Consider the following 26,246-nt stretch of genomic DNA (forward strand, 5'->3'; position numbering starts at 1 on the left):
CAGCTCAATAAAAATCGAAAGTTAACACCATAATCAAACCACGTTCAGTGGACTAGGAGATAGTTATGATCCAAGGTATTCAAATTACTAAAGCAGCAAACGATGACCTACTAAACTCAATCTGGCTACTAGATAGCGAGAAGAATGAAGCTCGTTGTGTTGTTGCTACTGCAGGTTTCGAAGCTGACCAAGTTATCTCAGCTGCAGACCTAGGCGAGTACGAAAGCCGTGAAGTTGCAATCGAAGCAGCACCACGCATCGAAGGTGGTCAACACCTAAACGTTAACGTTCTTAAGCGTGAAACGCTAGAAGATGCAGTTGCTCACCCAGAGAACTACCCTCAGCTAACAATCCGTGTATCGGGTTACGCTGTACGTTTCAACTCTCTAACAACTGAACAGCAACGTGACGTTATCGCACGTACGTTCACTGAGTCTCTATAATCTCAGTAAACTAGAGTGTTAAAGATTTAAAAAGCTTGGTCAGAAATGGCCAAGCTTTTTTCGTTTTAGTGTTACCCACTTTTTATTGCTAACTGTCTCGACTCAGTTCGGAGCACTCTGGATCACCCCATCACACTCACCAACTTGCTCTGATTATGGCGCGTTTCGTTGAGAAGGATCTTTGGTAAAGGCTTTCGCTAACGCAGTTGGATCCACATTGTCTCTTTGCAACGCTGCACCTTGTGCCCACCACATCAGTTGATGAAACGTTCGGTTCATGTACTCATCCCACTGTGCCTGTTCTGATTCTTGAGCAACACAGCCCTCTTCATCAAACACTTCTTGTGCTTTAGGCAGATGAATCATCGCAGAAACGGGTAAACAACCTAGCTCTGATAAGAAAGTTCTCATCGAAACGGATGCTCTTGCTCCGCCCCACTGACCTGCAGAATAAGTCACAATAGCGCTCGGTTTATATGAGAATAACGAGCTACCAAAATGGTTGAGAATATTAGCCAGCGCCGGGCTCATTGAGTGGTTGTATTCCGGGCTTACCATCACGTAACCATCCGCTTTTGCGATCTTGTCCGCTAACTCAGCAAGATGTGCAGGTACTTTGGAGCGATGATAAGAAAACTCTGGTTGAAATACGTCACCAAAATCGTAATTCAATGGGTCGATGATCTCGACGGTATGCTCAGAGTGTTTATCCGCCAGTAACTTTGCACACGCCTTGCTGACTCTCATCCCTAATCGGGCTGGTCTTGGTGGTGTACTCTCACGTACAGAGCCAAGAAAAATTAAAAAATTCATACTATCCCTTTCTATTTAACTTTGGTCAGTTCACTGCCGAGCTTGAGTTAACCTCAAGCTTAAGAAAATACTTCATTAGAGCTTACTGGTTAAAAGTAATCAGGCAATAAAAAAGGTGAATGATTGCTCATTCACCTTTCTCTTAACCATCTAAGTTCTACACATAACGTTTGTGAAAAACTACGCTGGTTGAACTCGACGAAGTACCGCTTTTAGCGCTTCGAAATCGTTATCTAGATCTTCAGACAACAACTCCATCGCAGCGTGTTTTGCTAGCGGACCAGGCAGTTCAATGTCAGAGCCTAGGATGTCATCAACCACTTCTTTGAACTTCGCTGGGTGTGCTGTACATAGGAACAAGCCAGTTTCGTTCTCTTGCAGTTGCTCTTCCAATAAACGGTAAGCAATCGCACCATGTGGTTCACATAGATAACCCTGTGCTTTCAGGTCACGTACTGATTCAGCGCTCTGCTCGTCAGATACTTTACCCTTGCCTAGTGTATCTAAGCCCCAACCTTTCAGTTGGCAAAGCTCTTCGATACGAGGCCAGTTGTTCGGTTGGCTTACGTCCATCGCGTTCGATGTCGTCGCAACAGTCGGTTTTGGATCCCATTGACCTGTTTCTAGGTAACGAGGAACCGTGTCATTTTCGTTGGTTGCAGCAATGAAACGCTTAACTGGTAGGCCAAGCGCTTTAGCCAATAGACCAGCCGTTAGGTTACCAAAGTTACCACTTGGTACAGAGATAACCAGGTTTTCACGTTGCTCTTTAGTCAGCTGAGAAGCCGCTTCAAAGTAGTAACAGATCTGAGCCATTAGACGACTGATGTTGATAGAGTTTGCCGAGTTAAGGCCAATCTCTTTACGCAGTTCAGCGTCATCAAATGAGTCTTTAACCAGTGCCTGACACGCATCAAAGTCGCCATCAATCGCGACAGTATGGATGTTCTTACCTAGAGTACAGAATAGCTTCTCTTGCAGAGGGCTGATCTTGCCTTTCGGGTAAAGGATCACAACGTTGATGTCTTCCATACCGTAGAAAGCATGCGCAACCGCCGCACCAGTATCACCTGATGTTGCCGTTAAGATAGTGATTTGACCACCATCTGAAACTGCTGCTAAAGATTGCGCCATAAAGCGGCCACCGAAATCTTTAAATGCCAGTGTTGGACCGTGGAAAAGCTCAAGTGCGTAAACACCGTCTTTTACTTGGTTGATTGGCGCAGGGAATTGGAACGCTGCGTCAACCATCTGGTCAATTTGCTCTTTCGACAGTTCATCACCGATAAGCGCCGACAAAATCTTTGAGCTACGAGGGACAAAGTCCTCTGCTAGCAGCGCATCGATATCATCAAACTTTGGCAGCTCTGATGGGAAAAATAGACCTTGATTACGGCCTAAGCCTTGACGAACGGCTTGGCCAAAAGAGACTTGTTCATCATTTTCTTTGATGTTGTACAGTTTCATAACTCACTTCCTGTAACGATCGAACCTTGCTTATCTAGGCGACAAACGTGAACGAATCCTTCTTCATTTTGTACGTAATTTTGTTCTAACCAGCGCGCAACACGCTCGGCGACATCTTGTTCTTTGCAAATGCTAAATAGAGTTGGGCCACTACCAGAAATACCAGTAGCCAATGCACCCGCCGACAGCGCGTATTTACGAGCGTCAGCAAACCCTGGAAGCAGTTTCTCACGATATGGTTCAGCGATCACGTCTTTGATCATCTTCGCAGCTAGTTCAGGTTGGCCTGAGTGACACGCGTGGATAAAGCCCGCTAAGTGGCGACCATGAGCAATGATATCCTGACGACGGTATTGAGATGGTAGGATCTCTCTCGCTTCTGCCGTTGAAACCTTAATGCCCGGATAAGCCATCACCCAGTACCAGTCATCAAAACACGGAACTTCTTGGCTAATGATACCTAGCTCTTCAAGCATAAGCTGTACGCCACCAAGGTAACATGGCGCAACGTTATCGTAGTGAATACCGCCTGAAATCTTACCTTCCATTTCACCCATCAGAGCAAGCAGTTCAGTTTCATTCAGTGGCTGACCGTGAAAACGGTTTAGCGCATCAAGTGCCGCTACAATTGAACATGCACTTGAACCTAAACCAGAACCAATAGGCATGTTCTTTTCGAGTGTCATTTCCAAAGGCTTTAGCGCTACGCCTTTTTTATCAAGCTCTCTAGAGAACACCACCCAGCAGTCGTAGACGATGTTTTCTTTGGCTTCAGTCGGCAGCTTAGAAACAAAGCTGCCTGCTGTTTTAAGTGAGAATGGTTCATCACCTGCTTTAACCATAACTCGGTCACCCAGCAGTGTGCCATCCACTGGAGACACAGCGGCCCCCAGCACATCAAACCCTACACTGACATTACCGATTGATGCAGGAGCATAAACGACAACATCCATATCACTTGAACTCATTCCTAAACTCCTAATTTCCAACCAAGAGTACGCATCACATCAGAGAATACGCCTGCTGCTGTTACTTCAGTACCAGCGCCGTAGCCACGAAGTACTAGCGGGATTGGTTGGTAGTAACGGCTGTAGAATGCCAGCGCGTTCTCGCCATCTTTAATCTTGAACATTGGGTCGTCGCCATCAACAGCAGCGATACGAACCTTACATTTACCATCGGCGATCTCACCAACGTAACGAAGTACTTTGCCTTCTTCTGCAGCGATAGCTGATTGCTCTTGGAAGTAAGCATCCGCTTCTGGCAAACGAGCCATAAACTCTTCAACCGTACCTGAATCATCAAAACCCGGTGGTAGAGCTTGGTCTACTTCAACGTCTTCAAGTTCAAGTGCCATACCAGCTTCACGAGCAAGGATAAGCAGCTTACGCGCCACATCCATACCTGATAGATCGTCACGAGGGTCCGGTTCAGTAAAGCCGTTGTCTTTAGCAATGTTGGTTGCTTGGCTTAACGTCATACCTTCATCAAGCTTACCGAAGATGTAAGACAGTGAACCAGAAAGGATACCGTTGAACTTCTCAAGCTCATCACCTGCAGAAATTAGGTTCTGTAGGTTTTCGATTACCGGTAGACCTGCGCCTACCGTTGTCTCGTACATCAGCTTACGACGTGAGTTACGTGCAACTTCTCGAAGCTGATGGTAGTAAGCCATGCTTGCTGTGTTCGCTTTCTTGTTTGGTGTTACCACGTGGAAACCTGCCGCAAGGAAGTCTGCGTACTGTGCTGCAATACCTTCACTAGACGTACAATCAACCAGTACAGGGTTGATGATGTGGTTACGTTGAACCAGAGCCGCTAAACGAGCTAGGCTAAACTCTTCTGTCGCGCTCGACATGCGATCACGCCATTGCTCTAGTGGTAAGCCTTCACTGTCTAGCAATAAGCCTTTGCTGTTTGCTAAACCACATACGCGAATCACGATGCCTTTTTCAGCCAGTTTGCCCTGCTGACGTTGGATCTGGTCAACAAGCTCACCGCCAACACCGCCAACACCCACAACGAATACGTCTAGGAAGTGTTTAGAGTTAAATAGGTTTTCGTGACACGCTTTAATTGCTTCTGAAATTTTATCTTCAGGGATAACCGCAGAGATAGCACGCTCAGATGAACCTTGAGCAATCGCAACGATGTTCACGTTCACTTCAGCTAAAGAAGAGAAGAACTGAGAAGCGACACCGCGTGAAGTACGCATACCGTCACCCACCAGCGTTACAATCGCTACATCGTCCATGAACTCAACTGGCTCTAATAGACCATCTTTAAGTTCAAGTTCAAATGCGTCAGACAGTACTTGCTTCGCTTTTACTTTATCTGCTGATTCAATACAAAAGCTGATGCTGTATTCAGAAGAAGATTGAGTAATAAGGACAATAGAAACGCCAGCTGAAGACATCGCGCCGAATACACGGCTCGCCATGCCAACCATACCCTTCATGCCAGGGCCTGATACGTTAACCATGGTTAGGTCACTTAGCGTCGTGATACCTTTGATTGCTAGGTTATCTTCGCCAGTGTCTTGGCCGATCAAAGTACCTGCACCCTGTGGGTTAAAGCTGTTTTTGATCAGGCAAGGAATGTGGAATTGCGCGATAGGAGCAATGGTTTTCGGGTGTAGAACCGAAGCACCAAAGTAAGAAAGCTCCATTGCTTCTTGGTAGCTCAGTGACTTAAGCAGACGTGCATCATCGACTAAGCGTGGGTCACAGTTGTAAACGCCGTCTACATCTGTCCAGATTTCACAGCAATCAGCACGTAGACATGCTGCTAGCACTGCTGCTGAGTAGTCAGAGCCATTACGGCCAAGGGTGACCAATTCGCCTTTATCATTACCCGCAGTGAAACCCGGCATGATGTTAACGTGACCTTGTGGAAGTGGCGATTGACGGAAGTTCTGAGTAGACACATCTACATCAACCATAGCTTCAAGGTGATCACCTTTAGCGTATAGGTATTGAACTGGGTCAATCAGGCTTGCTGGCTGGCCTTTTGCTTCAAGTACCGCTTTCATTAACTGGATAGAGATTCGCTCACCTTTACTGATGATACGAGCATTGACGTGGTTTGGGCACATACCAAGTAGGTTGATGCCGTTCACGAACTGCTTTAGCTGAGCAAGAGAGGTATCAACCTGCTCTTGGAACGCAGTACCATCAATCGAAGGTACAACCGCTTTAATCTCTGCAAACAGCGCAGTAAATGAAGATTCGATCTCTGTAATTTGTGCGTCAGCTTCACCATTTTTCAGTGCAGCTTCAATAACAGCGACCAACTTATTGGTTGTTTTTCCTGGAGCCGATAGTACAACGGCTAGCTCTTCTTGCTGGGCATTATTAGCGATGATATCAGCAGCTCGTAAAAAACGATCTGCATCAGCTAATGATGAACCTCCAAACTTTAAAACGCGCATCCCTTTCTCCATAAGTCATAAAAATGGTACAAAAAAAGGCCTGTATCTTGTTGGATACAGGCCTTTTTTTTAAAATCCGTTACTTAGCAGCCTGCCCCAACAATGTTAATGTCGGTAATAATAATGGTTGTGGTCATTACTAGGTGGCTTACGTGCTGCATATCAAATTCTCTGCTTGTGCTTTACTCTACGTGTATCAATTTTTACCACTAGACGTCAATGAAAAGTTGCGTTTTTTTTACATTCACACCGTTTTTCAGAGCAAACCGTCATTTAAGGGATAAAACACCCTGTATGCACCTGTAATTCAGATCGTGGATTTATCCTATAAACACTCAGGAGTGATTAATTGCATATATGGTCATAACAAAATGCTATATCGATTGTTCAGCAAGCATACAAGAACTGTGCTTTAATTGAACGATAACGTTCAAAGAACAATAATAATGACATCAGGAGTGGGAAGTGAAGAGATTACTTATTCTTTTAGCCTTTGCTATGCCTGTCGTTTGTTCAGCGAACAGCTTACCCCTGTTAAGCAACCTGCCCCTATTACCTGGTCAAATCGATCGTTCTGCTCATAAGTTCTTTATCTCAGCTCAAAATGCGTCGAACGAAAGTTTCGATACTTGGAAAGTCGACAGTGGCTACGCCTATAGCTTGTTTGATGATGTTGATCTTTATGTCGGTACACGTATAAACAGTGCGTCTTTGAAAAGTGAAAGTGGATTCTTGAGCGGTGTCAGCTATCAGTTCTCTGAAAGAATCTCTTTCAATAGCTCTCTTCATACCTATAAGGATGAAACCGAAGAAAATGAAAAATCTGTGGCTGCGGAAGTTTCAAGCCGAGTTCAACTAACGGACAACTTGGATCTGCATGCCACCCTTGATTATGAAGAGTGGCAGCAGGGGGTTGAAGTGGGATTAGGGTTTCGCTTCTAACCCAATATGCTTGTTACCCATTAATAACGGCGAATCAAATCGCCGTTATGATTCGAGCAACAGCTCCGACGAAATTAACACGCCATTCCAATCTGCATAAATGTAATCACCAGGCTGAATCAGTTGGTTATGCACTGTCAGTGTCACATTCACTTGGCCTACGCCACGCTTCTCGGTTTTGAATGGTGATGCACCTAGCGCCTGAACACCCAAGTCCATTTGCGACATCATGCCAACATCCCGCACAGCACCATTAACAATCACGCCCTCCCAGCCATTTTCTATTGCAAGAATAGCGAGTTGGTCACCAAGCAATGCTTTTTGGCACGAGCCATTTCCGTCAACAACCAGCACTTTGCCGCTGCCGTCGGTCGCTAAAACCTCGCGAACCTTGGAATTATCGTGATAACAACGAACTGTTACAATTTTTCCCCAGAACGCACCACGTTGACCGAAGTTCTGTAATGGAAGGTTAAGTAGGGTGACTTTGCTTTCAAACTCATCACACAAGTCGGGTGTTATATCGTGCATATATCCTCCGTGAGTAAGGCGCTACCTGTTAAGTCAGGCTTACCTCTGTGCTTTTATATGTTATTAAAATTAATCCTTTGTTTTCATTGTTCTATGCTCAATTTAATCACTAATTAAAGTTGATTGAGCATATTTATCTACTAGACTCTAAGGACAGCTTTCCGCTTCCTTGGTTCATAATCAGGTCTTTAGCATGCGAGATGTGAGAACTATCTCGAATAACCATTCTGGTTTTGATGCTAAATAATCACCATAACACTGGTTAAGTTGTAGCCATACTATTAAAGTTTGTTGCGATACGGCAATTGATGTAAATCAACAAAGTGAATGGAATTAACATTCTCGCGTTGTTAGCATGCTGTTAACATTATAGAATCCGTTGCAATCACTAAAAGAATGATTGAAAGGCGTACTGGATCTACGTTATTGGGCAATACTTCAAGGAAGGCAGATAGCTGGAAGTAAGTGTTTTTTTGAAAACTTTAAGTTATCATCAAAAATACATTACCTGTATGTTATGTTTTTGCCTAGAATTTATTCTATTAGCACAGTTTCGTCACAAATTTAGGTACCGCCAAATGCAAACCCCGCAGATTCTTATCGTTGAAGATGAGCAAGTAACTCGTAACACTCTAAAGAGTATTTTTGAAGCAGAGGGATATGCTGTTTTTGAGGCTAGCGACGGTGAAGAGATGCACCAAGTGCTATCTGACAACCAAGTTAACCTTGTAATTATGGACATCAACCTTCCAGGTAAGAATGGCCTACTACTTGCGCGTGAACTACGTGAGCAAGCAAATGTAGCGCTTATGTTCTTAACTGGTCGTGATAATGAAGTTGATAAGATCCTTGGCCTAGAGATCGGCGCTGATGACTACATCACTAAGCCTTTCAACCCTCGTGAACTGACTATCCGTGCACGCAACCTTCTTAACCGTTCAATGAGCACAAGCTCTGTTCAAGAAGAAAAGCGTAGCGTTGAGAAGTACGAGTTCAACGGTTGGGTACTAGATATCAACAGTCGCTCTCTGGTTAGCCCAGATGGCGAAGGCTACAAGCTACCTCGTTCAGAGTTCCGTGCTCTACTTCACTTCTGTGAGAACCCAGGTAAGATCCAAACACGTGCTGACCTTCTTAAGAAGATGACAGGCCGTGAGCTTAAGCCACACGATCGTACTGTAGACGTAACAATCCGTCGTATTCGTAAGCACTTTGAATCTGTTTCTGGTACGCCAGAAATCATTGCAACGATTCACGGTGAAGGCTACCGCTTTTGTGGTGACCTAGAAGACTAATTCGATTCGCGTTTCGAGTCGTTTAGCACTTAGTGATTTTAACAGTAGAAGCGCAATCAATAGTTATTAAAAAGGGAGAATGCCAACGCATTCTCCCTTTTTTGTTGTTCTAAATTGAGTAAGGTTTAGTAAACCGTATCAACCTTAACGTCTTTCTCCACCAGCCACTTCACGGTTTCACCATCTTTCAGTTCAACCGCAACATCAACAGGCTTGTCACTGTCGATCTCTAGCTGCCACACAAAAGCGACTTCCCACTGAGTTTCACTGTGCGTTCTTAAATCAAGATCGTCAGCCGTCACTAACAAGGTATCTGCACCTTGTTTTACCGTAACGCTTTCAACCGCTAGCGTTGCTGGCAGCTCTGAGTCTGATTCTAGGTAGATAGCACCATGCAGTGTCTTATCTTGAGTCTCTCCAATCGTTGGCATCTTGTTGTGCCAAAGATTGCTTTTCATTGTTACTGTCGTTGCAGATACTTCAACTTGGTTACCTTGCTGCCATTCTACTTGCGGTGCAGAACAACCTGCTAATGCCACTACGCATGCGGCGAATGCTAATTTTTTCATTATTCTTCTACCTTTGGTTTAACCAACTTTTTAAGACTTCAATGTCATTCTGGTATTCGTTATTAATTTCATCGACCCAATCTGAAATATTCTCCCACCAAGCAGGCATATCTGGCGACTGAGCTTTCTGAGCAATTTGCTGTATGCGTTTCAAACCAATCGAACCTGCCGCGCCTTTGATCTTGTGCGCCTCAGAAACGATACTGGCTTGGTCTTTCGCGACCATGTTGGAATTCAATATTTCCATATACTCCGGCATCATATCTTCAAACATCGCGATGCTATCCAAAACCGGTTTCGGTCCAACAATGTCAACATAAGACTCTAGCATATCAATATCAAGCAAAGTGGTGTCAATCGATGAAAGAACTGGCTTACTCTCTTCACTCTTTTCAATATTTCCGACTTTCTCGACCACTTCTGGTGCATCCTCGATAAGCTCGCTGATCACATCTTGGATAGCTCGAACCGACAGTGGTTTACTGATCGCTTCGTCCATGCCTTTCTGGAAATACTCTTGTTTGTTATTTAACACGTTGGCAGTTAACGCAACCAAAGGCGGTAACTGGCTGTACTTCTCGCGGTAGTACTGAGCAATGTCGAAGCCAGTCATGTCTGGCAGTTGGATGTCCAACAGTACCAGGTCATAGTCTTCCGGGTTGAAAGCGATTTGCGCCTCTTTACCCGTCATCACCACTGTCACTTCGTGACCTAAGCTTTCAAGTAGAGAACGAGCCACCGTGATGTTCAGTTCAATATCTTCGACCATGAAGATCTTAAGATTCGACTGCTTTCTTGGTGTTTTAATCAATGCTTGAGTATCGTGATTAACCGGCACACGAATTGAAACCGTAAAGGTACTACCAAAGCCCTCTTCACTAGTCACTTCAATGTTGCCATCCATCATATTGATCAGCTGCTGTGAGACAGCAAGGCCAATGCCTGTACCCACCGCATGCAGATTATCCGTTCCGGATTTCACCTGATAATACATCGCGAAGATCTTTTCGATTTCACTTTCAGGGATACCAATACCGGTGTCTTCCACTTCCATCGTGATGTTCGCAAAGTCGCCATCAATGTCGGCGCTGACTGTCATCACCACACCACCATCTTTGGTGAACTTCATCGCGTTACTTACGAGGTTCCACAGCACCTGCCTCAGGCGAGTGCCATCCACTTCAACGGCCGCAGGGAGATCAGACAACCTTTCTAGATCGAATCTCAATCCTTTTTGTTCAGCCATCAATGCAGAGATACTTTCGATCTCAACAACGAAATCTTCAAAGTTGATTGGGGTTGGGAATAGCTCAAGCTTACGACGGTCGAACTTATCCATATCAATAATATCGTTGAAGATATTACCCAGTGTCACTGCGCTCACCTTGATTGTTTGCATCTGCTTGCGCTGTTCAGTGGTCAGTTGGCTATCAAGTAGCATACGGCTCAAACCAATAATGCCGTTAAGCGGCGTTCTTAGCTCATGACTAATGGTTGAGATAAAGGTGGTCTTATCGCGACTGGCTTTCTCTAGCGACTCTTGATGCTCTTTACGCTCGGTAATATCACGACCAAAACCCACTAAGCCTAAGTGGCGACCATCTTTGCTGTAGAAAGGTACTTTACGCAGTTCGAAGTAGCTCTTACGTCCGTCAGGATATTCAAGCCATTGGTCATAAGTGAGCGCTTGGTTATCGGCAAACACCTTCTTATCGGTTTCCACAACTTGTTGAGCGACCTCTTTGCTGTAGACATCCCAAGGCGTCAAACCGACTAGCTCTTTTTCTGTCTTGCCAGTGAGCTCTTCAACCGCACGGTTACAACCAGAGAAAACACCCTCTTCATTACGGTAGTAAATAAGGTCAGGCGAGGCATCGATAAACGAACGCAGTAGCGCAGTACGTTCAGCTAACTCAAGTTGAGTACGTTCACGTTGGAATACTTCATTCTCGAGATCATGCATCGCTTCTGCGCGTGCTTCTTCTGCTTTTTCACGCTCTTCGATTTCTTGATTCAGCTTCTCGATATTGAGTTGCAGTTTATTGTTGAGCTCTTGGTCTCGCTCACGCATGTCACCAAGCTTAGAGACTAACTTCGCCAATCTTTGACGAGACTCTTCCAGCTGATCAACCACCACTGACAGGAAGTAAACAGCCCAAGGCGTGATCACTAAACCGAAGAAAACTGAACGGACAATGTCGATATCATCAACATTACCTTTGAGTGCGAGGGTTATGCCGACTTGCACAACAACAGCGAGAGCAACAAGCGCTAGGGCGAGTAAGATAGAAAAGCGGACAATCCCCAGTTTTACGAGTAGATCCACGTAATACTGGGCGAGATTTTTCATGGGTTTCATTTAGCGCTCCATGCGATAAGACTAGCAACATTCTACCCTGTTTGAAGATAGGAGGTAAGCTAGCTACATCACATGCAGCAAGAGAGCTAGGGTTATATTGTTTAAAACAGATAACCCGAGTAAATACTGGTTAAGTCAGTGATAGGTTTGTTTAGCGAATTGACGATGGATGCACAATTGAACGGTTTCGGCCATCGGATTTCGCTTGGTACAACGCGCTATCAGCCAAGGCAACCGCAGATTCCATCTCATCGTCAGGTGTCGGAATGTAAGAGATGATACCGATACTCACCGTGATGAATTCGGAGACTGCCGACTTCTCGTGTATTAGCCCTAGTTTAACGACTTCACTATGAATGCGCTCCGCCACCAGCTGCGCACCATCAGCCGTTGTATTTGGCAGAATAAAGCCGAACTCTTCACCGCCATAACGAGCCACACAATCTGACGAGCGATTAAGCACCTTTTTAAACGCCTGAGAGACTTGAATCAGCGCATCATCACCTTGCTGGTGTCCGTAATAATCGTTATAGCCTTTAAAGAAGTCGATATCACACAACATAATCGTCAGTGGCAACTTCTCACGCACATGGTAATGCCACAGTGTCGACAACTGCTCGTCGAAACGACGTCGGTTAGATACTTGAGTCAGGCTGTCCATAAAACTGAGGCGCTCAAGCTCAAGGTTGGCCTCTTCAAGTTTTTGCTCCGCAAGGTAACGCTCAGTGATATCACGCGCCATGATCAGCACACCATTGGTGCTAGAGGCTGGATCTCTAAACGGAGATTTCACCACATCATACCAAGTGTACTCGCCATCACTGGACACCACCTTATCGATGTAGCGCAGTGATTTACCGTGATGAAGCACTTGATGATCCGTGTCTGAGATGCGCATGTACATGCTGTTTGGCACCACGTCTTGCAGACGTTTGCCGACTAAATCACTGACCTCAGAAATACCAAGCGCCGCGACGAATGGCTTATTACACGCTTGATAAACCATGTTCTCGTTGAAGATACCAATTGAGTCCGGGCTGGCTTCTAAGATGTTTTGTAAGATGGTGTCACGCTGGGCAAGTGCAACTTCGGTATCTTTACGCTTCTCCATCTCGCCACGCAGTTTCTGCTGCATGTCATGCCAATCGGTCACATCATGGCTAATAGAGAGCGTACCGATTGTTTCTCCATCTTGGGAAAGCAGCACACTTTGATAGGTTTCGAGCAAGCAACCTTTGCCGTCTTGGTCGGTTGTCCACGATCGTTCACTAACACGACCTTTTAATGCACCACCAGACACACTCAAAGTGCCCTCTTCAGGACGACCATGCCAAAACTTTTTAAACGAACGATTACTCGCGACCAACTCACCCTTCTGATCCTTTACATAGATCAGCTCAGACAGAGAATCCAAAGCCGTACGCGCGACATTCAGTTCTCGAACTTCTTGAGACTGCTCTTCATTGGTATTCTTGTAGGGAGAGGCGTGAATCATCCACGCTTTCTTGCTTCTAAAGCGGATCTTACGAGCCACTAAATTGATCTTAAAATATTCAAATTCAGAAAGAGCCCAAAACGAGATCTGCTCAAATGCTCGAGAGTTTATGTGATTGGTTAAATAGTGGCGAAAGCTGTTCTCACTCTCCACGGTAGGAAAGCGAAAATTAACACCGATTTGGCGGATGCCAAGCAGTTGCATCGCTTGGCGATTAGCATAGAGGATCTCGCCACTTCGCACATCGACGAAATAGAGTGGCGACGGAGTAGAAAGAAGAAGCTGTTCAATATGCGACTGATAACGTGAATAAAGATGCCAGCAGATGAGAGCAATCAGCAACATGAGAACGATATAAATACCGTAGCCATACGCCCTGTCCCACAACCAAGTCATTACCAGTTCCATTTACTCTCAATCTATACCATAAATTCTGTGAGGGAAATGTTACCACTATTTGTTGGTTTTATCTGCTGTTACCTACTTTCACCTATTTCTATCAATTGGCTGCGTTTAAAACGGGTAGCGTGTACTCAAATGCTGAACCTGTTTGGATGCCTTGTGCGCCGGTTTTATCTAATGAACGACCAATCTCAGTCATCGCTAACCAACGGTTTTCACACCATAAAGGCGAGAGCAAAGTTGGACGTCTCGCGGCTGATGAAACACGATGATAAACCACGTTCGCAGGCGTACGCTGAATGATATCAGTCGCAACATCAATGTACTCTTCAAGGCTTGGTGCTTCTAGCTTTCCTGCTTTCCACGCCTTAGCCATGGTGCTGCCCTCTACTATATGAAGGCCGTGAAGTTTGATGCCATCGGTTCCTACCGCTAATACCTTGTCTAAAGTTTCAAGATTGTCCGCTTTGGTCTCTTTTGGCAGGCCAACAATAAGATGAGTACACACCTTGATACCTAACGCACGTGCGCGGTTGGTGATCGTTTCATACACCGCAAAATCGTGTCCGCGGTTAATGCGTTTTAGGGTCTTATCATTGGCCGTTTGCAAGCCAAGTTCCAGCCAGATTTCATAACCTTGTTTTACGTAACCCGCGAGCAGATCCAACACAGCATCAGGTACGCAGTCTGGTCTTGTACCAACACACAGCCCAACGATGTCGGCGCCCGGTGCTTTTAGTGCCTCTTCATACATATTCTTGAGCACTTGCACCTCAGCATAAGTACTGGTGTACGCCTGAAAATAAGCAAGATACTTCTTAGCACGAGCAATTTCACCCGCACGATCTTTTAGTTGGTCTGCAATACTTTGAACCTGAGTTTGTTCATCAGCAAAGGAAGCCACATTACAAAAAGTGCAGCCTCCGCGGCCAATGGTGCCATCTCGGTTTGGACAACTAAAACCGCCGTGCAGTGTTAGCTTGTGAACCTTTTCGCCATAACGACGTTGGAGATCTTGGCCGATAGTATTGACCAACTCATGTAATTGCATATTTTCAAAGCGCTCAAGTAAATAAGAATGAATATCAGTCTTTTTTGAAAAAAAATTACATCCCTGCAAAATTCGACCAATTAGTTTACTCAAGGCTTTTTGCGAGCAACCTATCAAATATCAATAAACATGCAAAAAATCGGCTCTATTTGCCTAATGTTGCACATTTGTTAGACAAAAAATTCAAAATAAAACGAAAAAAATGGTCTACATGGGTCAACTTTCATTGCAATTCGCCTAGACAAAATTGTAGGATACTTACACATATTGGCTATTTTTGAGTATTTACTTACAACGAAAACTTGCTAATAAGTCGGTGATATCTAACTCCCACCTATATAAACCACTAGTTTGTGGTTAAAAATAAACGGATATCACTAAGGATTGTTTTTCTCGCAATACTTTTCCTGCGAGATACGGAAAGGATTCAAACCGCCAGCATAGGCAGGTTTAGACCCATAAATATAAAAGGACAAGGCTGACTTTATACAAAGAAGTTGCGCCTAGATTTAACTGGAAGGATGTATCTATGGTAGATCAAGAGCAGAACTCACAGGGTCTGTATACTCCTGAACTGGAGCATGACGCTTGTGGTATCGGTTTTGTTGCGCATCTAAAGAATCGCAAATCTCATGATGTAGTAACTCAAGCACTCGATATGCTTGCACGTATGGAACACCGTGGTGGCCAAGGCTGCGATCCGTGTTCTGGTGATGGTGCAGGTATCCTGCTACAGAAGCCGCACGAATTCTTACTAGAAGAAGCCGTAAAGCTTGGAATTAAACTGCCATCTTTTGAAAAATATGGTGTTGGTGTTGTACTTTTCCCTAAAGATGAACACAAACGTGCACAGTGTCGTGACATTCTAGAACGCAATGCACAACGCCTAGAGTTAGAAGTTATCGGCTACCGTGAACTTCCAACTGACAACTCAATGATTGGTGCTGACCCACTAAGCACTGAACCTCAATTTGAACACGTATTTATCTCTGGCGGCCCTGGTATTACTCCAGAAGAGCTTGAGCGCAAACTGTATGTTCTACGTAACTACACCGTTCGTGTGTGCCTAGAAAGCGTGTCAAATATCGGTGATGACTTCTACATCAACTCTATGTCTTACAAGACATTGGTGTACAAAGGTCAGCTAACAACAGAACAAGTTCCTCAGTACTTCCTAGACCTGCAAAACCCAACCATGGTGACAGCTCTAGCACTTGTACACTCTCGCTTCTCTACCAATACATTCCCACGTTGGCGTCTAGCTCAGCCTTTCCGTTACATCGCGCACAATGGCGAAATCAACACGGTTCGCGGCAACTTAAACTGGATGAAAGCGCGTGAAGCGATCCTTGAATCGGATCTATTCACACAAGCTGAAATCGACATGCTACTGCCTATCTGTCAGGAAGGTAGCTCGGATTCATCAAACTTCGATATGGCACTTGAACTTCTGGTTCTGTCTGGTCGTACTCTGCCACACGCATTGATGATGATGATCCCGGAAGCATGGCAAGAAAACAAAAACATGGACCCAACTCGTCGCGCGTTCTACCAGTACCACGCGAACGTAATGGAACCATGGGATGGCCCAGCATCTGTATGTTTTACTGATGGTGTTCAAGTAGGTGCAACACTTGACCGTAACGGTCTGCGCCCTTCTCGCTACACAGTGACAAAAGACGATTTCCTAGTAATGGCGTCTGAGTCTGGCGTTGTTGAAATCGCACCAGAAAACGTTGAGTACCGTGGTCGTCTACAACCAGGCCGTATCTTCGTTGCTGACCTTGAGCAAGGCCGAATCATTTCTGATGAAGAAGTGAAAGATGGCATCGCGAAAGCACAACCTTACGAGAAATGGGTTGAAGAAAACCTTCTGAGCTTGAAAAAGCTACCAGACGCGAGCAACGAATTTAGCCAACCTTCTCCAGAGAAGCTTCTGCACAAACAACAATCGTTTGGTGTGAGCTCTGAAGAAGTAAACGAAATCATTCTACCTCTTGCGAAAACAGGCTATGAGCCGCTTTCTGCAATGGGTGCTGACTGGCCGCTAGCGATTCTTTCTCACCAATCGCAGCACCTTTCAAACTACTTCAAGCAGCTGTTTGCTCAAGTAACTAACCCGCCGATCGACCCGATTCGTGAGCGTATGGTTATGTCTCTGAACACTTACCTAGGTAAAGATCAGAACCTACTTGCTGAAACACCTGAGCACTGTCAAAAAGTAGAGCTTGAGTCTCCAGTACTGTCTAACTCTGAGCTAGAAAAGCTGCGTGCAATCGATAACGAGCACCTTCAAGCGAAGACGCTGGATATCGTATTCCAGGCAAATGGCGACCAAGGTAAGTTAGAGCGCGCACTTAAGCGTATCTGCCAATACGCAGAAGACGCTGTCATTGATGGCTACTCTATCATCCTATTGACAGACCGTGCGGTTAACTCTAACCACGCAGCTATCCCGGCAATGCTGGCGGTTGGCGCGGTTCACCACCACCTAATCCGTAAAGGCCTACGTGCTAAGTGTGACATCGTTGTTGAAACGGGTGATGCTCGTGAAACACACCACTTTGCAACGCTTATCGGTTACGGTGCGAACGCAGTTAACCCATACCTAGTGATTGAAACGATTGTTGAACTGCAACGTACTAAGAAGCTAGATCCAAACGTACACCCACGCGAGTTCTTCGATAACTACCGTAAAGGTGTTAACGGCGGTCTACTGAAGATCTTCTCCAAGATGGGGATCTCTACGCTGCAGTCTTACCACGGTGCACAAATCTTTGAAGCACTTGGTGTAAGCAAATCAGTGGTTGAAAAATACTTCACAGGTACTGTTTCTCGTATCCAAGGTCTAACGATCGACGATATCGCACGTGAAGTGCTTGTTCGCCACCGTGTTGGTTACCCAGCTCGTGAAATCCCAGCTCAAATCCTTGATGTTGGTGGTGTTTACCAGTGGAAACAACGTGGTGAGAAACACTTATTCAACCCAGAAACGATTTCTCTACTTCAAGAGTCGACGCGTAACAAAGATTACGGTCAGTTCAAGAAGTACGCAAAAGCAGTCGATGACCAAGGCGACAACGCAGCAACACTACGTAGCCAACTTGATTTCATCAAAAACCCTGCAGGCTCTATTCCTCTAGAAGAAGTAGAACCAATCGAGAACATTCTTAAGCGTTTCGCTACTGGCGCAATGAGCTTTGGTTCAATCTCGCATGAGGCTCACTCAACACTGGCTGTTGCGATGAACCGCATTGGCGCGAAATCAAACTCAGGTGAAGGTGGTGAAGATCCAGCACGTTTCGAACGTAAAGAAAACGGCGACTGGGAACGTTCAGCAATCAAACAGGTGGCCTCTGGTCGCTTTGGTGTAACGTCTTACTACCTATCTAACGCTGATGAGCTGCAAATCAAGATGGCTCAAGGTGCGAAACCTGGTGAGGGTGGTCAACTACCTGGTGATAAGGTTGATGATTGGATCGGCGCAACGCGTCACTCAACTCCGGGCGTAGGTCTTATCTCGCCACCACCACACCACGATATTTACTCAATCGAAGATTTGGCTCAGCTAATTTACGATCTGAAAAACGCGAACCGCAACGGTCGTGTAAACGTGAAGCTAGTATCAGAAGCTGGCGTAGGTACGATTGCATCGGGTGTAGCAAAAGCGAAAGCTGACGTAGTACTTATCGCAGGTTTTGATGGTGGTACGGGTGCATCTCCGATGTCTTCTATCCGTCACACTGGTCTGCCTTGGGAACTGGGCCTAGCAGAAACGCACCAAACACTACTGAAAAACGGCCTACGTAACCGTATCGTTGTTCAGTCTGATGGTCAGATGAAAACACCACGTGATCTTGCAGTAGCAACACTACTTGGTGCGGAAGAATGGGGTGTAGCAACAGCAGCATTGGTTGTTGAAGGCTGTATCATGATGCGTAAGTGTCACAAGAACACATGTCCTGTTGGTATCGCAACACAGAACAAGACTCTACGTGAGCGTTTCGACGGCCGCGTAGAAGACGTAGTGACTTTCTTCCAATACATGGCTGAAGGCCTACGTGAAGTAATGGCTGAACTTGGTTTCCGCTCTATCGATGAGATGGTGGGTCAATCGCACAAACTTAAAGTTCGTGACGACATCGGCCACTGGAAGTACAAGAACCTAGACCTAACACCTGTATTGCACATTGAGCAGGCTCGTGAAGAAGATGGTATCTACAACCAGACACAACAAAACCACAACCTAGAAGATGTTCTAGACCGTAAGTTGATCCAAGCTGCGATTCCTGCTCTTGAGAAAGGTGAAGCTGTAAATGCAACCTTCCCTATCATCAACACGGACCGCTCTGCGGGTACCATGCTGTCTAACGAAATATCGAAGGTTTACAAAGACCAAGGTTTACCACAACCAATGAACGTTAAGTTCCACGGTAGTGCTGGTCAATCTTTCGGTGCGTTCCTTGCGAAAGGCGTTAAGTTCGAAGTAGAAGGCGACGCGAACGATTACTGGGGTAAAGGTCTGTCTGGCGGTACTTTGGTACTGTACCCAGATGCAAAATCTTCTATCGTTGCTGAAGATAACATCGTGGTTGGTAACGTATGTTTCTACGGTGCTACCTCAGGTGAATCTTTCATTCGCGGTATGGCTGGTGAACGTTTCTGTGTTCGTAACTCAGGCGCGAAGGTTGTTGTTGAGGGCGTTGGTGACCACGGTTGTGAATACATGACTGGCGGTGTTGCTATTATCCTTGGTTCAACAGGTCGTAACTTTGCTGCGGGTATGAGTGGCGGTGTCGCTTATGTTTGGGATAAAGCGGGCGACTTCGAAACCAAGCTTAACTCTGAACTTGTAGACCTAGATCCAATTGAACAAGAAGATAAAGATCTTCTACTAGATATGCTAACCAAGCACGTTGAATTCACAGGAAGTGAAGTTGCTCAGTCTTTCCTAGACAACTTTGAAGCAAGTGTTGCATCACTAATTAAAGTAATGCCACGCGACTACAAAGCAGTTCTTGAGAAGCGTAAAGCTGAAGCACAACAAGCACAAACGGAAGAAGTGGAGGCAGTATAATGGGTAAGCCTACTGGATTTTTAGAACACGGTCGTGAGCTTCCAAAAAAGCTCGACCCGTCAGTTCGTATCGAAGACAACAAAGAGTTCGTACTTAACGAAGAGTTTGGTGACAAGATCAATACTCAAGCATCTCGTTGTATGGACTGTGGCGTACCTTTCTGTCACAGCGGTTGTCCGATTGGTAACATCATCCCAGAATTCAATGATGCGGTTTACCGTGACAGCTGGGAAGAGGCTTGGAACATCCTAAGCTCAACCAATAACTTCCCTGAATTTACAGGTCGTGTGTGCCCTTCTCCTTGTGAGAGTGCTTGTGTACTAGGTATCAACCAAGACCCAATCACTATCTGTAATATCGAGAAAACAATTGTAGAAACTGCGTACCGTGAAGGGTACGCAAAACCTAAAACACCTCGTTCTCGCACAGGCAAAACAGTGGCTGTTATCGGTTCAGGTCCTGCTGGCCTAGCCGCTGCTGAGCAACTGAACAGTGCTGGTCACTCAGTGACGGTATTTGAACGTGACGAGAAAGTTGGCGGCCTACTGCGTTTCGGTATCCCAGACTTCAAACTGGGTATGGACGTGATTGATCGTAAAATTAATCTAATGGCTGAAGCGGGCGTTGAGTTTAAAGTAAACCAGCACATCGGTGTTGATGTTAACGCTCAACAACTGCGTCAAGAGTTTGATGTAGTTCTACTAACAGGTGGTTCTACGGTTCCTCGTGACCTACCAATTCCAGGTCGTGAGCTAAAAGGCGTTCATTTTGCGATGGAATTCCTTGGTCAAAACAACCGTCGTGCCAACGACCTAGACCTAAAAACAGAAGAGATTCACGCTCAAGATAAGCACATTGTGGTTATCGGTGGTGGTGATACGGGTTCTGACTGTGTAGGCACCTCAAACCGTCATAAAGCAGCAAGCATTACTCAGGTAGAGATCATGCCGATCCCACCAGAGAAGCGCCCTGCAAATATGCCTTGGCCTCAATACCCAATGATCATGAAGACAACGACTTCTCACGAAGAAGGTTGTGAGCGTCACTGGAACATCTTGACTAAAGAGTTCATCGGTAACGAGCAAGGTCAAGTGACGGGTCTACGTATCGCAGACATCGTTTGGCAAGATGCGAAACCTGGTGAGCGCCCAAGCTTTGATGAAGTGGCGAACACAGAACGTGTTATCCCTTGTGATATGGCATTCCTAGCGATGGGTTTCTTACACCCAGAGCCAACAGGTGTGCTAGCTCAACTAGACATTAAACTGGACGAGCGCGGTAACGTCGCTTCTGAAGGTTACGCAACCAACCAGAAAGGCGTTTTCGCGGCTGGTGATATGCGTACTGGTCAGTCTCTAGTGGTACGTTGTATTAATGAAGGTCGTGAATGTGCAATTGCTATTGATGACTTCTTAATGGGTAACTCAAACTTAGAAGCGAAAGCTGATTCACTCATGCTTTCCGCATAATATTTCTCGGGCTAGCGTCAATGAAGTTAGTCTAGAGGAAAAGCAACACCCTTCCTAACTTTTATATTTGGCTAGCACTCGATGCTAGCCTTTTTTCTATCTGGTCTTCGGCGTTTTCAAAAACACCCTGTTGTATATGTTAAATATCATTAACATTCACCTTGCATATCTCATTGATATCCATCGACTATTTTAGATTATTAAGTGGCTAATCGCGTTTATGCATGATAATTAACCATGAACTTGACCTTAAACACAATTAGCTATACGTTGTAAAGCTGATGAAAATAAAATCAATCGGTTTTGTTAACACAACCAATAACGTTTTAACTGGCTAAAGCAAACTATCAGTTTACAAAAAACAACAAGTACATGAATAGTTAGTCATTTACTGTCTGGATGACAGAGAAGCAAAAGGGAGAATTGCAATGGCTCTATATGATCCTAGTCTTGAAAAAGACAACTGTGGATTTGGTTTAATAGCGCAAATGAAAGGCCAACCTAGTCATAAGTTGGTAAGAACTGCTATTTCAGCCCTAGATCGCATGACACACCGTGGTGGTATCGCTGCGGATGGTAAAACCGGAGATGGCTGTGGCTTATTACTACAGAAGCCAGACTCGTACCTCAGAATTATCGCAGAAGAGAATAACTTCAACCTCGGTAAACAATACGCTGTCGGCATGATTTTCTTCAGCCAAGACCCAATCAAAGCGCAATCCGCGCAAGACATCGTCAATAAAGAGCTCGCTCAAGAGACACTCACCGTCGCAGGTTGGCGTGTCGTGCCGACTAACACCGACGTTTTGGGTCCCATCGCAAAAGACTCAGTGCCAAACATTCAACAAGTGTTTATCTCAGCACCTGCAGGTTGGCGTGAGCGTGATATCGAGCGCCGCCTATACATTGCTCGTCACAGAATTGAAAAGCAGATCACCGAAGACAAAGATTTCTATATTTGTAGCCTTTCAACACAGGTAATGGTCTACAAAGGTCTATGTATGCCTGCCGATCTTCCTCGATTTTACCTCGATCTTGCAGACTTACGTATGGAATCTGCAATATGTCTGTTCCACCAGCGTTTCTCAACTAATACCCAACCACGTTGGCCACTGGCTCAGCCATTCCGCTATTTGGCGCACAACGGTGAGATCAATACCATTGAAGGTAATCGCCAATGGGCCAAGGCTCGTGCTTATAAATTCTCTTCACCGCTGCTTCCCGATTTGCAAACCGCTGCACCTTTTGTGAATGAGACAGGTTCAGACTCTTCAAGCCTAGATAACATGCTCGACCTGTTCCTCGCCGGTGGTATGGATGTGTTCCGAGCGATGCGTATGCTTGTTCCGCCCGCTTGGCAAAATCACCCAGACATGGACCCAGATCTGCGTGCCTTTTACGACTTCAACTCCAAACACATGGAACCATGGGATGGCCCTGCTGGCATCGTACTTTCAGATGGTCGTTACGCCGCATGTAACCTCGATAGAAATGGCCTGCGCCCAGCGCGTTATGTGATTACTAAAGACAATCTAATCACGCTGGCATCTGAGGTCGGTATCTGGAATTACGCACCGGATGAAGTTGCAGAAAAAGGCCGTGTTGGACCGGGTGAGTTGCTGGTGATAGATACTCGCCGCGGCAAGCTATGGCAATCTAATGAGATCGACAATGACCTCAAAGGCCGCCACCCATATAAAGAATGGATGGAAAAAAACGTTCACAAGTTAACGCCATTTTCTGCGCTGCAAGATGACCAAGTCGGTAAGCGTAGCTTTGACGATGACACGCTCAAGACCTACCAAAAACAGTTTGCGATGAGCAACGAGGAATTAGACCAAGTACTGCGTGTACTTGGTGACATGGGACAAGAAGCAGTAGGCTCAATGGGCGACGACACACCAATGGCTGTGCTCTCTTCAAAAGAGCGTCTGGTTACTGATTACTTCCGTCAGAAGTTTGCACAGGTCACCAACCCTCCGATCGATCCATTGCGTGAAAAACACGTGATGTCTTTGGCGACCAGTATTGGTAAAGAGATGAATGTGTTCTGTGAGACAGACGGTCACGCCTATCGTGTCACGTTTGATTCACCAGTACTGCTTTACTCGGACATGCAGCAGCTTCTGCAGTTAAGTCAAAAGCATTACCGTCATGTCATTCTCAGCATGCACTACGACCCTAACCATCAAGACCTTGAACAAGCGATCAAAGCGGTATGTGATAGTGCAGAGCAAGAAGTCCGCGAGGGTGCGGTTTTGGTTGTGCTGTCGGACAAAGGTTTAGAAAAAGGCAAACTACCAATCCCTGCAGCCATGGTGGTTGGTGCGGTTCAAACAAGACTTGCTGATACCAACCTGCGTTGTGATGCCAACATCGTGGTTGAGACAGCAACTGCTCGTGACCCACACCAGTTCGCAGTGCTACTTGGCTTCGGTGCGACCGCGGTTTATCCATACTTGGCTTATGAAGCATTAGGTAAAATGTTGGATGATGGCTCCTTAGACAAAGACTATCGCACCGTGATGCAAAACTACCAAAACGGCATCAACAAAGGTCTGTATAAGATCATGTCGAAGATGGGTATCTCTACGATTGCTTCATATCGCTGTTCGCAGCTTTTCGAAGCCGTTGGCCTACATTCCGATGTTGTTGAGCTCTGTTTCCGCGGAGTTACTACAAGAATCCAAGGTGCAAGCTTTAGCGATTTCCAACAAGATATTTATAACTTATCGCGTAAAGCGTGGACTAAGCGTAAACCAATCGAGCACGGTGGTTTACTGAAATACGTGCATGGCGGTGAATACCACGCCTATAACCCAGATGTGGTCGGCACACTGCAAACCGCAGTTAAAACTGGCGAAACTTCGGATTACCTATCTTTTGCTAAGCAGGTAAATGCTCGCCCTGCCGCGATGTTACGTGACTTAATGAGCCTTAAAAAAGCCGATAAACCACTAACACTTGAACAAGTCGAGCCGAGTAGTGACCTCTTTAAGCGCTTTGACTCGGCAGCGATGTCGATTGGTGCTCTAAGCCCAGAAGCGCATGAAGCATTAGCGATGGCGATGAACCGCTTGGGTGGTTACTCAAACTCTGGTGAAGGCGGTGAAGATCCACGACGCTTTGGTACCGACCGTAACTCGCGTATTAAACAGATAGCGTCTGGTCGTTTTGGCGTGACTCCGCACTATTTAACCAACGCGGATGTTCTGCAAATCAAAGTCGCGCAAGGTGCGAAACCCGGTGAAGGAGGGCAGCTGCCAGGCCATAAGGTGACGGCAGAAATCGCCAAACTGAGATACTCAGTTCAAGGTGTCACTCTGATTTCCCCTCCTCCACACCACGATATTTACTCTATCGAGGATCTAGCGCAGCTGATTTTCGACCTTAAACAGGTCAACCCTAAAGCCTTGGTTTCAGTGAAGTTAGTGTCTGAACCGGGTGTTGGTACGATCGCGACAGGTGTAGCAAAAGCCTACGCCGATTTGATCACTATTTCTGGCTACGATGGCGGTACCGCGGCAAGCCCACTGACTTCGGTGAAATACGCAGGTTGTCCTTGGGAGCTAGGGTTAGCAGAAACCCAGCAAGCATTGGTTGCTAATGGGCTACGTCATAAGATCCGCCTGCAAGTCGATGGTGGTTTGAAAACTGGTCTCGATGTGATTAAAGGCGCGATTTTAGGTGCTGAAAGCTTTGGTTTTGGTACAGCGCCGATGGTTGCAATGGGCTGTAAGTTCCTACGAATTTGTCACCTAAACAACTGTGCGACAGGCGTTGCGACTCAAGATGAAACACTGCGCCGCGAATACTTCAAAGGTCTACCAGATATGGTGGTGAACTACTTTACTGGCCTAGCCGATGAAGTTCGCCAATACCTTGCAGAGCTTGGCGTAGAAAAACTCACCGACCTGATTGGTCGCACTGATCTGCTTGAAGCTGTTCAAGGTCTCACAGCGAAACAGAGCAAACTCGATCTCTCATCAATACTCGAAGCTCCAGTTTCTCCAGAAGGTCACCCACTATTTTGGACTGAGCCAAACGCACCATTTGATAAGGCGCAACTCAACCAACAGATTCTGGATGATGCACTCGATGCGATCGAGAAAAGACAGTCCACCAGCCTTTACTACAACGTGATCAACACAGACCGTTCGATTGGCGCACGTATCTCTGGCGAAATTGCTAAGCGATACGGCAACCAAGGGATGGCAGGTTCACCAATCAAGTTATACCTCGATGGTACAGCAGGCCAATCTTTTGCAGTTTGGAACGCAGGTGGCGTAGAGCTTTACCTAACAGGCGATGCCAATGACTATGTTGGCAAAGGCATGGCTGGCGGCAAAGTGGTTATCAAGCCTCACCAAGGCACCGCATTTACTTGTAACGAAGCGACCATCATAGGTAACACCTGTCTGTATGGCGCAACTGGAGGCAAACTATTTGCAGCAGGTACTGCTGGCGAACGATTTGGCGTACGTAACTCAGGTACGGTTGCGGTCATTGAAGGTGCGGGTGACAACGCCTGTGAATACATGACGGGCGGTATTGTTGCCATTCTTGGCGCAACTGGCGTCAACTTCGGCGCGGGTATGACCGGTGGTTTTGCTTATGTCATGGATAAGAATGAAGACTTCCAAGGTCGAGTAAATAACGAATCGGTCGAGGCACTTTCTCTGTCTGACCTATTTATCCACCAAGAACATCTGCGTGGCTTAATTGCAGAACACCTAGAAGAAACAGGCTCAGTACACGCTGAAGCTATTCTGGCGAACTTTGATGAATGGATTCCGAAGTTCTACCTAGTGAAGCCGAAGACGGCGGATCTGAACACCTTGCTCGGCCACCAAAGCCGCAGCTCAGCTGAACTTCGTGTTCAAGCGCAATAATTGGAAGGAGC

15 protein-coding genes, 1 pseudogene and 1 other annotated feature are annotated in these 26,246 nt (G+C 45.9%); of the genes and pseudogenes, 7 read left to right on the forward strand and 9 right to left on the reverse strand.

What is annotated here, in order from left to right:
• Positions 1-65 precede the first annotated feature (65 nt).
• On the forward strand, positions 66-443 hold the full coding sequence (grcA, locus tag L1D37_RS17075; RefSeq protein WP_017059315.1) for an autonomous glycyl radical cofactor GrcA: 378 nt from the start codon (positions 66-68) through the stop codon (positions 441-443).
• A gap of 153 nt (positions 444-596) precedes the next feature.
• Here grcA and L1D37_RS17080 read toward each other — a convergent pair whose 3' ends face one another.
• From L1D37_RS17080 to thrA, 4 genes are all read right to left on the reverse strand, one after another.
• Complete coding sequence (locus L1D37_RS17080; RefSeq protein WP_239848562.1) at positions 597-1,256, reverse strand: NAD(P)H-dependent oxidoreductase; 660 nt, start codon at positions 1,254-1,256, stop codon at positions 597-599.
• 180 nt (positions 1,257-1,436) lie between these two features.
• Positions 1,437-2,723: a threonine synthase gene (gene thrC, locus L1D37_RS17085; protein WP_017630232.1), complete on the reverse strand. Its 1,287-nt coding sequence runs from the start codon at positions 2,721-2,723 to the stop codon at positions 1,437-1,439.
• A complete protein-coding gene (thrB, locus tag L1D37_RS17090; RefSeq protein ID WP_048615050.1) occupies positions 2,720-3,676 on the reverse strand; it encodes a homoserine kinase in 957 nt (318 codons plus the stop codon). The genes thrC and thrB overlap by 4 nt, the downstream gene beginning before the upstream one ends.
• Before the next feature lie 17 nt (positions 3,677-3,693).
• The gene (gene thrA, locus L1D37_RS17095) at positions 3,694-6,153 is read right to left on the reverse strand and encodes a bifunctional aspartate kinase/homoserine dehydrogenase I (protein ID WP_176682016.1); all 2,460 of its coding nucleotides are present in this window, start codon (positions 6,151-6,153) and stop codon (positions 3,694-3,696) included.
• Positions 6,154-6,182: 29 nt separating this feature from the next.
• Positions 6,183-6,301 (reverse strand) — a sequence feature (Thr leader region).
• A 317-nt stretch (positions 6,302-6,618) separates the two neighbouring features.
• Here thrA and L1D37_RS17100 point away from each other — a divergent pair.
• Positions 6,619-7,095 carry a ribonuclease regulator gene (locus L1D37_RS17100; protein WP_239848563.1) on the forward strand — a complete coding sequence of 159 codons (477 nt, stop codon included), beginning with the start codon at positions 6,619-6,621 and terminating at the stop codon, positions 7,093-7,095.
• A gap of 45 nt (positions 7,096-7,140) precedes the next feature.
• Here the strand turns inward: L1D37_RS17100 and L1D37_RS17105 are convergent, their stop codons facing one another.
• Positions 7,141-7,626 carry a putative 4-hydroxy-4-methyl-2-oxoglutarate aldolase gene (locus tag L1D37_RS17105; RefSeq protein ID WP_239830932.1) on the reverse strand — a complete coding sequence of 162 codons (486 nt, stop codon included), beginning with the start codon at positions 7,624-7,626 and terminating at the stop codon, positions 7,141-7,143.
• A 47-nt stretch (positions 7,627-7,673) separates the two neighbouring features.
• On the opposite strand from L1D37_RS17105, the pseudogene L1D37_RS17110 reads away from it, so the two are divergent.
• Positions 7,674-7,832: pseudogene (locus L1D37_RS17110) on the forward strand (ribonuclease activity regulator protein RraA).
• Between the two features lie 372 nt (positions 7,833-8,204).
• A complete protein-coding gene (arcA, locus tag L1D37_RS17115) occupies positions 8,205-8,921 on the forward strand; it encodes a two-component system response regulator ArcA (RefSeq protein ID WP_004741534.1) in 717 nt (238 codons plus the stop codon).
• Between the two features lie 125 nt (positions 8,922-9,046).
• On the opposite strand, the gene L1D37_RS17120 is transcribed toward arcA, so the two are convergent.
• The 4 genes from L1D37_RS17120 to L1D37_RS17135 form a co-directional block, all read right to left on the reverse strand.
• Positions 9,047-9,490, reverse strand: a complete 444-nt coding sequence (locus L1D37_RS17120) for a hypothetical protein (RefSeq protein WP_017630237.1) — start codon at positions 9,488-9,490, stop codon at positions 9,047-9,049.
• Between the two features lie 7 nt (positions 9,491-9,497).
• Entirely contained in the window at positions 9,498-11,849 is a 2,352-nt protein-coding gene (arcB, locus tag L1D37_RS17125; protein ID WP_239848564.1) for an aerobic respiration two-component sensor histidine kinase ArcB, read from the reverse strand.
• A 151-nt stretch (positions 11,850-12,000) separates the two neighbouring features.
• On the reverse strand, positions 12,001-13,752 hold the full coding sequence (locus L1D37_RS17130) for a diguanylate cyclase (protein ID WP_239848565.1): 1,752 nt from the start codon (positions 13,750-13,752) through the stop codon (positions 12,001-12,003).
• Between the two features lie 91 nt (positions 13,753-13,843).
• Positions 13,844-14,797, reverse strand: a complete 954-nt coding sequence (locus tag L1D37_RS17135; protein WP_239848566.1) for a TIGR01212 family radical SAM protein — start codon at positions 14,795-14,797, stop codon at positions 13,844-13,846.
• Positions 14,798-15,326: 529 nt separating this feature from the next.
• On the opposite strand from L1D37_RS17135, the gene gltB (L1D37_RS17140) reads away from it, so the two are divergent.
• From gltB (L1D37_RS17140) to gltB (L1D37_RS17150), 3 genes are all read left to right on the forward strand, one after another.
• On the forward strand, positions 15,327-19,874 hold the full coding sequence (gene gltB, locus L1D37_RS17140) for a glutamate synthase large subunit (protein ID WP_239848567.1): 4,548 nt from the start codon (positions 15,327-15,329) through the stop codon (positions 19,872-19,874).
• On the forward strand, positions 19,874-21,343 hold the full coding sequence (locus L1D37_RS17145; RefSeq protein WP_017630242.1) for a glutamate synthase subunit beta: 1,470 nt from the start codon (positions 19,874-19,876) through the stop codon (positions 21,341-21,343). The genes gltB (L1D37_RS17140) and L1D37_RS17145 overlap by 1 nt, the downstream gene beginning before the upstream one ends.
• A 428-nt stretch (positions 21,344-21,771) precedes the next feature.
• Complete coding sequence (gene gltB / locus L1D37_RS17150; protein WP_239848568.1) at positions 21,772-26,235, forward strand: glutamate synthase large subunit; 4,464 nt, start codon at positions 21,772-21,774, stop codon at positions 26,233-26,235.
• Positions 26,236-26,246 lie beyond the last annotated feature (11 nt).

Source organism: Vibrio sp. Isolate33, from assembly GCF_022397895.1.
In the GTDB taxonomy this organism is placed as follows: domain Bacteria; phylum Pseudomonadota; class Gammaproteobacteria; order Enterobacterales; family Vibrionaceae; genus Vibrio; species Vibrio pomeroyi.

Excerpts from the sequence above, each read along its gene's own strand:
- L1D37_RS17135 (WP_239848566.1), bottom strand. The coding sequence starts at position 14,797 with ATGCAATTACATGAGTTGGTCAATACTATCGGCCAAGATCTCCAACGT.
- thrA (WP_176682016.1), bottom strand. The coding sequence starts at position 6,153 with ATGCGCGTTTTAAAGTTTGGAGGTTCATCATTAGCTGATGCAGATCGT.
- thrB (WP_048615050.1), bottom strand. The coding sequence starts at position 3,676 with ATGGATGTTGTCGTTTATGCTCCTGCATCAATCGGTAATGTCAGTGTA.
- grcA (WP_017059315.1), top strand. The coding sequence starts at position 66 with ATGATCCAAGGTATTCAAATTACTAAAGCAGCAAACGATGACCTACTA.
- L1D37_RS17120 (WP_017630237.1), bottom strand. The coding sequence starts at position 9,490 with ATGAAAAAATTAGCATTCGCCGCATGCGTAGTGGCATTAGCAGGTTGT.
- arcB (WP_239848564.1), bottom strand. The coding sequence starts at position 11,849 with ATGAAACCCATGAAAAATCTCGCCCAGTATTACGTGGATCTACTCGTA.
- L1D37_RS17130 (WP_239848565.1), bottom strand. The coding sequence starts at position 13,752 with ATGGAACTGGTAATGACTTGGTTGTGGGACAGGGCGTATGGCTACGGT.
- thrC (WP_017630232.1), bottom strand. The coding sequence starts at position 2,723 with ATGAAACTGTACAACATCAAAGAAAATGATGAACAAGTCTCTTTTGGC.
- gltB (WP_239848568.1), top strand. The coding sequence starts at position 21,772 with ATGGCTCTATATGATCCTAGTCTTGAAAAAGACAACTGTGGATTTGGT.
- L1D37_RS17080 (WP_239848562.1), bottom strand. The coding sequence starts at position 1,256 with ATGAATTTTTTAATTTTTCTTGGCTCTGTACGTGAGAGTACACCACCA.
- gltB (WP_239848567.1), top strand. The coding sequence starts at position 15,327 with ATGGTAGATCAAGAGCAGAACTCACAGGGTCTGTATACTCCTGAACTG.
- L1D37_RS17105 (WP_239830932.1), bottom strand. The coding sequence starts at position 7,626 with ATGCACGATATAACACCCGACTTGTGTGATGAGTTTGAAAGCAAAGTC.
- L1D37_RS17145 (WP_017630242.1), top strand. The coding sequence starts at position 19,874 with ATGGGTAAGCCTACTGGATTTTTAGAACACGGTCGTGAGCTTCCAAAA.
- arcA (WP_004741534.1), top strand. The coding sequence starts at position 8,205 with ATGCAAACCCCGCAGATTCTTATCGTTGAAGATGAGCAAGTAACTCGT.